9 protein-coding genes and 1 pseudogene are annotated in these 12,399 nt (G+C 37.5%); all 10 read left to right on the top strand.

The genetic code is table 11. From position 1 onward, the window contains the following. The first annotated feature begins 13 nt into the window (after positions 1–13). Complete coding sequence (locus RYL77_RS04100; RefSeq protein WP_182910591.1) at positions 14–1,228, top strand: DUF262 domain-containing protein; 1,215 nt, start codon at positions 14–16, stop codon at positions 1,226–1,228. Next, positions 1,221–2,057: a hypothetical protein gene (locus RYL77_RS04095; RefSeq protein WP_119946965.1), complete on the top strand. Its 837-nt coding sequence runs from the start codon at positions 1,221–1,223 to the stop codon at positions 2,055–2,057. The genes RYL77_RS04100 and RYL77_RS04095 overlap by 8 nt, the downstream gene beginning before the upstream one ends. A 199-nt stretch (positions 2,058–2,256) precedes the next feature. After that, a pseudogene (locus tag RYL77_RS04090) lies at positions 2,257–3,002 on the top strand (DUF6261 family protein). A gap of 93 nt (positions 3,003–3,095) precedes the next feature. Further along, on the top strand, positions 3,096–3,698 hold the full coding sequence (fic, locus tag RYL77_RS04085; RefSeq protein ID WP_315010110.1) for a protein adenylyltransferase Fic: 603 nt from the start codon (positions 3,096–3,098) through the stop codon (positions 3,696–3,698). Positions 3,699–3,762: 64 nt separating this feature from the next. Next, on the top strand, positions 3,763–4,623 hold the full coding sequence (locus RYL77_RS04080; RefSeq protein ID WP_315010063.1) for an aminoglycoside 6-adenylyltransferase: 861 nt from the start codon (positions 3,763–3,765) through the stop codon (positions 4,621–4,623). Beyond that, on the top strand, positions 4,620–5,180 hold the full coding sequence (locus tag RYL77_RS04075; protein ID WP_315010061.1) for a GTP pyrophosphokinase: 561 nt from the start codon (positions 4,620–4,622) through the stop codon (positions 5,178–5,180). Before RYL77_RS04080 ends, RYL77_RS04075 begins: the two co-directional genes overlap by 4 nt. Before the next feature lie 319 nt (positions 5,181–5,499). Further along, positions 5,500–7,980: a DNA topoisomerase IV subunit A gene (parC, locus tag RYL77_RS04070; RefSeq protein WP_315010059.1), complete on the top strand. Its 2,481-nt coding sequence runs from the start codon at positions 5,500–5,502 to the stop codon at positions 7,978–7,980. Between the two features lie 308 nt (positions 7,981–8,288). After that, on the top strand, positions 8,289–10,298 hold the full coding sequence (locus tag RYL77_RS04065) for a thiol-activated cytolysin family protein (protein WP_399553787.1): 2,010 nt from the start codon (positions 8,289–8,291) through the stop codon (positions 10,296–10,298). 141 nt (positions 10,299–10,439) lie between these two features. Then, positions 10,440–11,462: a branched-chain amino acid aminotransferase gene (locus RYL77_RS04060; RefSeq protein WP_285293032.1), complete on the top strand. Its 1,023-nt coding sequence runs from the start codon at positions 10,440–10,442 to the stop codon at positions 11,460–11,462. A 21-nt stretch (positions 11,463–11,483) separates the two neighbouring features. Next, the coding region (locus tag RYL77_RS04055; RefSeq protein WP_315010055.1) for an ABC transporter substrate-binding protein at positions 11,484–12,399 on the top strand (916 nt) is incomplete at its 3' end.

The following is a 12,399-nucleotide window of genomic DNA, read 5'->3' as shown; positions in this document are numbered from 1 at the left end:
AGGAGAGAGATGAATGAAAAATAAAGTTTATTATGGCGAATATTCCTTGGAGCATTGGATTAAGTTGATATTAAAGAAGAATATTGTATTACCCGATTATCAACGTTATTATGTTTGGAATCAAGAAAAAGTTAAAACTCTAATTGAGAGTTTTAATAAAAAAGAATTTGTTCCCCCAGTTACTGTTGGAGCTTTTACTGATGAAGAAGGGAGGAAAAATTTAATTCTAGATGGGCAACAGCGTTTAACGTCTATATTTCTTGCTTACTTAGATTTATTTCCGAATCGTAAGTGTGAAGATTGGGCACCTAAAGATTTCATTCCTCTAGCTAATACCAATGATGATTATGAAATTGATGAAGGTAATGATTATAAAGGAGTAAATTGGAATTTTAATAGACTTCTATCAATAGGAAGTTCAAAAGCAAGCATAAAAGAAAAGGTAAAGACAGAGCAATATATTACTCTAAATGTAGATATTGGAGAAGATTTTTTTAAAGATAATTATTTAGGTTTTTCATTTATTGTACCTAGTTATGATGGAGAAGAACGTAAAAAAGAGCAAATAAAGTTTTATTCTTCTGTTTTCCGTCATATAAACATTCAGGGGGAAGTATTGTCGAATGTAGAAAGCAGACGATCTTTATATTACTTGAATGATGCTTTAGAACCATTTTTTGATCCTGATATTTTTAAAAATATTAAATTAAATGATAAGAAGTTAGATTTTGTACGCTATCTAGCAATTTTGGATAGTTACAAAAATCAAGATTATAATATTCCTCAAGTTGCTGCAGGATATGGAAATAAACTTGAACAGTTTTATACAGATTATGTTTATAAAATTGCTGAAGAATTCGAATTTGATTTTGATTTTGTTAATAAAATCAAAATTCTTTCTAAGAACTTAGAATATGATTTTTTCCCGAAAAATTTTCCGTCAATTATTGATGCAGATGTCTATATGTTTGGGTTAATTTATTTTTCTATTTTTCATGAGAAAAAACTCATTATTGCGAAAACTAGTAATCTAAAAGCTGAGATTGAAAATAAAATATCTGAATTAAAAGATTTGAAGATTAAAGCTGGACAAGAGTTTGAGGGTACTCTTTATTCTTATGATTATGAATATGGCTACTATCATCAGAAGAGCCCCAATGCTTTGAAGTATATTAGACTTAGATTAAAAGAATCCCTAGAGTTGTATAAGGAGTATTTTAGTGAGTAAGCATACAGATTTTATTTTAACTCCTATAACTACTATTTTGGAAGAAGCAGTTGCTGCAACTTCTAGTATTGGTGATGGAATTGAAACCTACCCTTTGTGTGACTATATTTTACAAGCTACTTTTTTAAAAATGACTGGTTTTCAAGAGCAAAAGATGAGATGTATTGCTTGGGAATTGGGAACAAATGATTTTGAGTTCAGATATTGGTGGTTAGAAAAAGCTGACTTAGGAACTTATTCAGCATATGACCACAAAAATAAAATTTATAAAGAATTTTACCAAGTTCTTAAGAGAATAAATATAGATTTTAGTATAAACGATATCAATAAACAAATTTTATTAGAGAATACTACTCAAAAGATTAATGAAATATTTAAAGATTCAAACCTAATTTCTTGGGTTCGTGCCGATTTTTCTTATTTTGTATCAGATGATTGGACTGATATTGATCAATTTTTGAAAGATGAAGAAAATATGTTTAAATCAATACCTAAAGAACCTACGAAACCAGAGAAGGCAGAGAAAGATAGTGAGCAAGGCTACAAAAATAAATTGCAGAAATATAATAAGAAATACACTGAATATGTTCAAAATATGAAACTTAATTTAAAGAATAAGTATAAAGATATGTATGAACAACGTAATCGATTGGCACATAATACGTTATCTTATCAGCAAAACTTACCGACATTAACTAAATTAGTTAATGAAACTCAAGAATCTAGAAATCATTTTATTTGGTTTGGACTGTTAACTTTAATTGATAATATTTTTATGGAATTGTATCGACTATATCAAGACGGATTGGAAGATAAGCTTGATTATTAAAAGTGATAAAAGGAATTGGCTTCATCCCACACGAAGAATTACCTTCCCCACCCCTAAAACAAGAAATCCCATCTGAAGAATATCTTGTCTAGTGGGAAATAACCTAAATCACACATGTGTGTTTTGAGTTATTGGAGTCAAATACGAATATTTAGATATGTTCTGAATTATTTTAGGGCAAAAACTTAAAAACACATCATTGAAAAAAGAATATGGGATCACGAGTTTAACTGTACGCAATTTAGAAAACAACGAATTCTTATAACTTCTATCTGAGAGCAAGGACGAGTTGGGAGCTTTTACAAAAGCCGATAAATCTGAGCAGGTTTACTCAGCGAAGCTTGGGGATATAGAAAAACTTCTTAAATCCTTGCAAGTTGGTTTGCACCGTTCCAAGGTCAGTCAAACGGTGGCTAGTCTGGAAGCGTCTGATTGTGAGCGTGATGATGCGCTTTCTACCTTGACTGGTTTTGTCAAGGCCTTCTCTCGTGTCAAAGAGGCAACTAGCAAGGAAGCTTACGACAAACTCAGCAAACTTTTAGAAATTATGCTGGGCTAATGAGCATGAGCTACGAAAAAGAGACAGAAGCTATTAACCATTTGCTTAAGGAGTTAAAAGATATTGACTACCAAATTGTCCTTTCAACCCTACATTTGACAACTCATGTAGAAACCTTGACAAAGGTGCAGTCTTAGTTTGAAAAATCCTATAAGGAGCACTTGGCTGAGCAAAAAGGAAAGGCACCTGGTCAAAACAAGGAAGTCCGAGGGAAACTGCAAGAAATCTATGACTTCCTTGTGGATTTTACTGCAATCAACGTCTATGCTTATCCAGATAAAAAGCAGTATACCAATCTCCATGACCACCTCAACGCTATCCGTAGTCGTTATAAAAAATTAACACCAAAGAAAACTAAGCAAGAAGCAGTAGGAGAGGAAAAGTAGGTTTCTTCTGAAGAAGCCCCTCACAGATAGACGAATACTTGGAGTATAAGGCGAAGTTTTGAAGTTCAAAAAAGAATAGAAATGGGAACAAAGATGGTATTGGAAAATAAACTAGGCATTACAAACTCAGCCCAGTTGGCAGATGCAGAAGAAAAACTGACAAAAAAACAAGCCGCCCTTCTTTTTCAGACAGGAGACTTGTTCAAGATGGAAGTCGGAACATTTGCAGGACTATCAGCGATTCACCATTATCTATTTTCAGGTGTCTATGATTTCGCTGGAAAAATCCGTGATGTCAATATTGCAAAGGATAACTTTCAATTTGCCCCCCGTATTTTTTTAGAGCAATCCTTACAGTATATTGACAAACTTCCTCATGACAATTTTGATCAAGTGGTTGATAAGTATGCGGATATGAATATTGCCCATCCTTTCCGTGAGGGGAATGGACGCGCCATGCGGATTTGGTTAGATTGTATGCTTCGTGAGAAGTTGGGTAAGGTGGTAGATTGGAACGCCATTGATAAGGATGAATACCTGAATGCCATGAAGCGTAGTGCAGTATCGACTGGAGAACTCAAGTATTTACTCCTCAATAACTTGACGGATGACCTCACTCAGACCAGTTTCTTTAAGGGAGTAGATGCTTCATACTACTACGAAGGATACAGTCTTTATCAGACAGGGGAATTATAGTATAAAAACTATCCAGTAAGAAGAAGCAGACACCTAGTAATCTATAAAACGAGAAGGTATCAACATGAGAGCTGAAACAGAAATGCTAGATCTGATTTTACAGATTGCCAAAAATTTACAAGTCAAAGCTATAGCTATGTCTGGTTCACGGACTTGCCCAAATGTCCCAAAAGATGAATTTCAAGACTACGATGTGGTCTATATTGTGGATGATTTAGATAATCTGACAAGCAATATTTCTTGGCTAGACCGGTTTGGCAAACGCATTATCGAGCAAGAGGTTAGGTTGGGACATAGCCATCTATTTCTTATGCTCTTTGAAGACGGCAACCGTATCGATTTGACTCTTTGCCCAAAAGAGCACATCAAAGAGTGGGTGGATAGTGAGTCGAAATTCATAGTTTTAGAAGATGAGAAGGGCTTGTTTGAGTCATATTCTCCCAGTCCAAAGCGTTTCTGGATACATCCAGCTACTGAGACAGATTTTAAAAATTCCTGCAATGAATTTTGGTGGGTATCATCTTACGTGGTTAAAGGGATTTGTCGCAAACAAGTCATCTATGCCACTGACCATCTCTATGGTATTTGTCAGCAAGAATTATTGAAGATCTTAGCTTGGCAGGTCGCAAGTGAAAAGGGAGCAGTTGACATCGGTAAAAATTACAAGTACCTCTTTACCTCTTTACCTGATGAGAAAGAAAAGGAATTCTCAAATCTGCTTGATTTTTCAAGTAAAGAGAAAATCACTCAGTCTTTGTTTGCTACGATGGAACTTTTTCACCAAGAAGCTCAGTCCCTTGCTCAAAAGATGGGATTTGACTATGATAGAGAAGTAGCTGAGAAGATGATTCAGTATGCTGAGGAAAAAGTAAAGAAGTTTGGGAATAACTGGAAAAATGAAAAAGCGAGAGGAGGAGACTCATGATTGAAAAAGTGGAACGCCTCATTACAGAGATTAATCGTATTCATCGAGAATATTCTAAAGATTATTTTGAAACGGGTAAGGTGAAAAAAATCAATCTCAAGCATACCTTTTCAAAAGTTCCGACGAAAGCGATTTTGTCCTACCGTCTGAATTTACATGAGTCGATTAATGACTATCTGATGAAGGCAGATGTCCAAGATATTGCCTATGTTTATCGTGTCAAGACTTCTGAGTCTATTTTAGATAAAATTACACGTTTTTCAGAGCGTCAAGAGGGCTATCCTGTGAATTCCATTCTTAATGATATTTTTGGTGCTCGTATGATTTTAAGTTCCAAAGAAATAGCGCAAGTCATGGAGAAATTAGATGATTGGCAAGAGTTGTACGGACTAAAAAACTGGTATTTACGTGATAAAGATGGCTATGTCGGTATTCATATCTATTTTAAAAATAAGAGTAATTTTTATTACCCATGGGAACTCCAACTTTGGGATAAGAAAGATGTTGATAGCAATATCGCCAGTCATATCAAGTATAAGCGAGGATTTGTAAAATAGACATTTCAAGTGGAAGTGATGATACAGGAATTGGATGAAATTCACTCACCCTATATTTTTTTCATAATATTTACACTCCATTCTTAGAAAGGAGTTGAACACGCTCTAAATGCTGTGTGAAATTCCTTAATACTAACCTAATCAATAAATTTTAAAACTTTAAACTACAGAAAGGATAGTTTGGTTACTTAATAGTAACCGAACACGGGATTGATACTTAGGAAAAAAGAGAAATCGCCTTGGGTTCGTTGAATCCTTGCATCGATTTCCCATTTTTCTACAGAAATTTTCGGAAAGCCGAATCGTCCCTTTGTATCTTATGTCTAACATTCAAAATATGTCCCTGGAGGACATTATGGGAGAGCGCTTTGGTCGCTACTCCAAGTACATTATTCAAGACCGGGCTTTGCCAGACATTCGTGATGGCTTGAAGCCGGTTCAGCGCCGTATTCTTTATTCGATGAATAAGGATGGCAATACCTTTGACAAGAGCTACCGTAAGTCGGCCAAGTCTGTCGGGAATATCATGGGGAATTTCCATCCACACGGGGATTCTTCTATCTATGATGCCATGGTTCGTATGTCACAGGACTGGAAGAATCGTGAGATTCTAGTTGAAATGCACGGTAATAACGGTTCTATGGACGGAGATCCGCCTGCGGCTATGCGTTATACTGAGGCGCGTTTGTCTGAAATTGCAGGCTACCTTCTTCAAGATATCGAGAAAAAGACAGTTCCTTTTGCTTGGAACTTTGACGATACCGAGAAAGAGCCGACAGTCTTGCCAGCAGCTTTCCCAAATCTTTTAGTCAATGGTTCGACTGGGATTTCAGCTGGTTATGCCACAGATATTCCACCGCATAATTTGGCTGAGGTCATTGATGCGGCGGTTTACATGATTGACCATCCAACGGCCAAAGTTGAAAAACTCATGGAATTCTTGCCTGGGCCAGATTTTCCAACTGGAGGAATTATTCAGGGTCGTGATGAAATTAAGAAGGCCTATGAAACTGGGAAAGGGCGCGTGGTTGTTCGTTCCAAGACGGAGATTGAAAAGCTAAAAGGTGGTAAGGAACAAATCGTTATCACTGAGATTCCCTATGAGATTAATAAGGCTAACTTAGTCAAGAAAATCGATGAAGTTCGTGTCAATAACAAGGTGGCAGGTATCGCTGAGGTTCGTGATGAGTCTGACCGTGACGGTCTTCGCATTGCTATCGAACTAAAGAAAGACGCCAATACGGAGCTTGTTCTCAATTATCTATTCAAATATACTGACCTACAAATCAATTACAACTTTAACATGGTGGCGATTGACAATTTCACACCCCGTCAAGTTGGAATTGTCCCAATCTTGTCTAGCTATATTGCTCACCGTCGTGAAGTGATTTTGGCTCGTTCCCGCTTTGACAAGGAAAAGGCTGAGAAACGTCTCCATATCGTCGAAGGTTTGATTCGAGTGATTTCGATTTTGGATGAAGTCATTGCCCTTATCCGTGCTTCTGAGAATAAGGCTGACGCCAAGGAAAACCTCAAGGTCAGCTATGAATTTACAGAGGAGCAGGCTGAGGCCATCGTGACCTTACAGCTTTACCGTTTGACTAATACAGACGTGGTTGTCTTGCAGGAGGAAGAAGCAGAACTTCGTGAAAAGATTGCCATGCTTGCGGCTATTATCGGTGATGAACGTACCATGTACAATCTCATGAAGAAGGAACTCCGTGAGGTTAAGAAGAAATTTGCGACTCCACGTTTGAGTTCTTTAGAAGACACTGCGAAAGCAATCGAGATTGATACAGCTAGTCTTATTGCCGAGGAAGATACCTATGTCAGCGTGACCAAGGCAGGTTATATCAAGCGTACCAGCCCACGTTCCTTTGCAGCCTCCACCTTGGAAGAAATTGGCAAGCGTGATGATGACCGTTTGATCTTTGTACAAGCTGCCAAGACAACACAGCATCTTTTGATGTTCACAAGTCTTGGAAATGTCATCTACAGACCAATCCATGAATTGGCAGATATTCGCTGGAAGGACATCGGAGAGCATCTGAGCCAGACCATTACAAACTTTGAAACGAACGAAGAAATCCTTTATGTGGAAGTCGTGGATCAGTTTGATGATGGGACAACCTATTTTGCAGCCACTCGTCTAGGTCAAATCAAGCGTGTAGAGCGAAAAGAGTTCACTCCATGGCGGACCTATAGGTCTAAGTCAGTTAAGTATGCTAAGCTCAAAGACGAGACAGACCATATTGTAGCAGTGGCTCCAATTAAACTAGATGATGTTCTCTTGATAAGTCGAAACGGTTATGCCCTGCGCTTTAACATAGAAGAGGTTCCAGTTGTGGGTGCCAAGGCTGCAGGTGTCAAGGCTATGAACCTGAAAGAAGATGATGCCCTCCAATCTGCCTTTATTTGTAATACCTCATCCTTCTACCTCTTGACTCAGCGTGGTAGCTTGAAACGTGTTTCTATTGAGGAAATTCCAGCAACCAGCCGTGCCAAACGAGGATTACAAGTTTTACGTGAATTAAAAAATAAACCACATCGAGTTTTCTTGGCAGGTGCAGTTGCAGAGCAAGGCTTCGTTGGTGACCTCTTTAGTACGGAAGTAGAAGAAAATGATCAAATTCTGCTTGTCCAATCCAACAAAGGAACAATCTATGAAAGCCGATTGCAAGACTTGAATTTGTCAGAACGAACTAGCAACGGTAGCTTCATCTCTGACACGATTTCAGATGAAGAAGTTTTTGAGGCTTATCTTCAGGAAGCTTATACAGAATTCGAATCTAAGAAATGATAAAAACAATGAAAAGCTTTTCATTAGGAAATTTCTTAAGTTATAGATTTAAGAGTTGAATTTGATTATATATACAAAAACGAACAGTGCTGATTCCCAACTGATAGGGACGTAAGCCTGGTCGTTTTCTTGTCTTTATTGGTATAGACCACTCGGTTTTTGAATATTTATATGTTAATGTGTTAGTGAATATATAAGTTGACCTAATAAAAAATACTAGCTTTTTTAAGAAAACGATTGATTAATATCTGTGTTTTTGCTATAATAATAGCGAATTAAGTATAGTTTTTATGCTAAAGGAGTTTTGTATGATTAAAAATAAAGGGATTAGTAAGCGTAGTATTGGAGTATGTGGCGTTGCAATTGCAACATTTTTACTAGGTTCTGGACTAATTTTTCAATCAAATGTAGTAAAAGCTACAGAGTTAAGTGTGGCTGCAGTTTCTGGTGAAAACATTGCTGCTCACAAACCTGCAAGTCAGAGTTCAATTGCTTATGGAGGAGAAGCGTCTAGAGCGGTTGACGACAATCGTGATAACGCATGGAGCCACCGTTCCGTTACCCATACAGATTTTCAAGATCATTCTTGGTGGAAAGTTGATTTAGAGAAAGAAGAATCAGTAGGAACTGTTCGTATCTACAATCGTGGAGATGGGAATGTAGCAAAGCGTTTATCTAATTTTGATGTTATTTTGTTGGATAAAGCTGGAAATGAACTAACTCGTCAACACATTGATAGTTTAAATAATCAGCCAATGATTGATGTTCAATTTTCTGGATTTAATGCGCAATATGTTAAAATTGAACTAAATAACACCAAAACTCCTCTTAGTTTGGCAGAAGTCGAAGTGTATCGCTCTGCAAAAGAAAAAGCAGCGACTAACACTAAACTAGAAAGTAAAGCAAAAACAGATTTTACTGCTGAACTCAATCACTATTTGTTTGATTTGAATTATGATAAAACAGATATTTTAACTAGACGGGGTGAGGCGATAGAAAATTACACGAATACAAGCACAAAGCAACAAGGAAATGAGTTTGTGGTTGTAGAGAAAGTGAAGAAGAGTCTTTCCAATGGTTCTTCTGATGTTGCCATTAATAGCAATGGGGATATTTACCTAGGTGCTTTGTTTAAAGTAAATCAAGACCTTCTAGAAAATAAACCACAACAAATTAGTTTAGATCGTAGTAAAGGTAGAATTAGTGTTGATTTACCAGGAATGGTAGGCGGAGATAGCTATGTAGATGCTAATCCAACTGTAAGTGGTATGCAAGAAGGTGTGAATACCTTGTTAAATCGTTGGCATGAAAAGTATGCTGCGAAAAACGCTACTCCAGCACGTATGCAATACGAATCAACTTCTGCTTATAGTATGAATCAATTGAAAGCAAAATTTGGAAGTGATTTTGAAAAAGTAGGAGCGAACTTAAAATTTGACTTTGAGGCTGTGAACAAGGGTGAGAAACAAATTGAGGTCGTCGATTTTAAACAAATTTACTATACTGCTAACTTTGATGCTCCAAAAAATCCATCAGATGTATTTGCTCCAGGAGTAACGGTTGATCAATTGAAAGCACGTGGAATTGATGAAAAAACACCTCCTGTATACGTGTCAAGTGTTTCATACGGACGTCAAATGTATGTCAAATTTGAAACAACAAGCAAGAGTACAGAATTGAAAGCAGCTATCGATGCTGTAATTAAGGGAGTACCGATTAAAGCCGAATCTGAATGGGCGCGTGTCTTGAAGGATACCAAGGTAACAGTTTCAATCGTAGGTGGAAATGCTGATAGAGCTGGACGTGTTGTGACAGGTACAGTAGAAGATTTGAAGAGTTTGATTCAAGAAGGAGCTACTTTCAGTACACAAAACCCTGCTGTTCCAATTTCTTATAAGACTGCATTCTTGAAAGATAATCAAGTGGCCACAATTCAAAGCAATACAGACTACATTGAAACGAAAGTCACTTCATACAAAAATGGTTTCCTCAATTTACATCATAAGGGAGCCTATATCGCTCGTTACTATGTTTACTGGGATGAAGTAACTTATGACAAGGATGGCATCGAAAGCATCCGCTCACGTCAATGGGAAGATAATGGTAAAAGTAGAACAGCTGGTTTCCAAACGGAAATTCAATTTAGAGGAAATGTGCGCAATATTCGCGTGAAGATTCAAGAAAAAACAGGGCTTGTTTGGGAACCATGGCGTACAGTTTACAATCGCACAGACCTTCCTCTTGTTCAAAAACGTACAATTATTAACTCAGGTACAACAATCAGACCAAAATACGATGAAAAAGTTGAAAATAACTAATTTTTCACTTGTAAAAGGAATCAGTTCTCAGAGCTGGTTCTTTTTATTGAAGAAATTTTCTGAAAATTACAAAATATACTTGCTATTTTAGAAAAATAGTGTAGAATAAAAGAAATAGGTTTTTAGAATAAGGAGTGGAATATGACAGTAACGATTGATTGGGAAAACCTTGGTTTCTCCTATATGAAATTACCTTATCGCTATATTGCTCATTTTAAAAATGGACAATGGGATCAAGGAGAGCTTACAGAGGATGCAACTTTGCATATTTCAGAGTCTTCTCCAAGTCTTCACTATGGACAACAAGCATTTGAAGGTTTGAAAGCTTATCGTACTAAGGATGGTAGTGTTCAACTTTTCCGTCCTGATGAAAATGCTAAACGTCTGCAACGGACTTGTGACCGTCTCTTGATGCCACAAGTTCCGACAGACATGTTTGTAGAAGCTTGTAAGGCAGTTGTCCGCGCCAATGAAGAATACGTACCACCATATGGAACAGGTGGAACCCTTTATCTTCGTCCACTTTTGATTGGTGTTGGAGATATCATCGGGGTAAAACCAGCAGAGGAGTATATTTTTACTATCTTTGCTATGCCAGTTGGAAATTACTTTAAAGGTGGTTTGGTTCCAACTAACTTCTTGATTCAGGATGAATACGACCGTGCAGCGCCAAATGGTACAGGTGCGGCTAAGGTTGGTGGGAACTATGCTGCCAGTCTCTTGCCAGGGAAATTGGCCAAGTCACGTCATTTCTCAGATGTTATCTACCTAGACCCATCAACTCATACAAAGATTGAAGAAGTCGGTTCAGCTAACTTCTTTGGAATTACAGCTGATAATGAATTTGTAACACCATTGAGTCCATCTATTTTGCCATCTATTACCAAGTATTCTTTGCTTTATTTGGCAGAACACCGCTTGGGCTTGACTCCTATTGAGGGTGATGTCCCAATTGATAAGCTGGACCGTTTTGTAGAGGCAGGTGCCTGTGGTACAGCAGCAGTTATTTCGCCAATTGGTGGAATTCAACACGGTGATGATTTCCATGTATTCTATAGTGAAACAGAAGTTGGCCCTGTGACTCGTAAACTCTATGATGAATTGACAGGTATTCAGTTTGGTGATATTGAAGCGCCAGAAGGTTGGATTGTGAAAGTAGATTAAAATAAACAAAAGGAGATTTTTATGAAATCGAAAAAGTGGCTCTTAACAGCAGGAGTGGTCCTGAGCACGACAGCTATTTTAGTGGCTTGTGGAAAAGCTGATAAAGAAGCAGATGCACCGACAACATTTTCTTATGTCTATGCAGTAGATCCAGCATCATTGGACTACAGTATAGCGACTCGGACATCGACGACAGACGTTATTGGAAATGTTATCGATGGCTTGATGGAAAATGACCAATACGGAAATGTTGTTCCTTCCTTGGCTGAAGATTGGTCTGTGTCCAAAGATGGTTTGACTTATACTTATAAACTTCGTAAAGGAGTGAAATGGTACACTTCTGAGGGTGAAGAATATGCAGAAGTAACAGCCCATGACTTTGTGACAGGGCTAAAACACGTAGCTGATGGCAAGTCAGACGGTGTCTCTCTCATCCAGAATTCAATCAAGGGATTAGATGCCTACATGACTGGTGAAACCAATGATTTCTCTACAGTTGGTGTCAAGGCCTTGGACGATTATACAGTTGAATATACCCTAAACAAACCAGAAAGTTTTTGGAATTCTAAAGTTACAACAGCGACGATGTTGCCTGTAAATGAAGAGTTTTTGAAGGCATCAGGTAAAGATTATGGAGCAGTTACTCCAGCGGGAATTCTCTATAATGGTCCTTATTTCTTGAAGACCTTGACTTCTAAATCGTTAATCGAATATGAGAAAAATCCAAACTACTGGGATAAAGAAAATGTAAAAATCGAGAAGATTAAATTGACCTACTATGATGGTTCTGATCAGGAATCCTTGATTCGAAGCTTCTCTTCTGGTGCCTATACGACAGCCCGCCTCTTCCCAAGTAGCTCAAACTTTGCTTCAACTTTAGAGCAATACGGAGATAAAATCACTTATAGCCCACAGGACTCAAGTAGCTATTACTTCA

The organism is uncultured Streptococcus sp., assembly GCF_963516515.1.
Taxonomy (GTDB): domain Bacteria; phylum Bacillota; class Bacilli; order Lactobacillales; family Streptococcaceae; genus Streptococcus.
The sequence above is the reverse complement of the archived record's forward strand: the minus strand, read 5'-3'. Positions and strand labels throughout refer to the sequence as shown.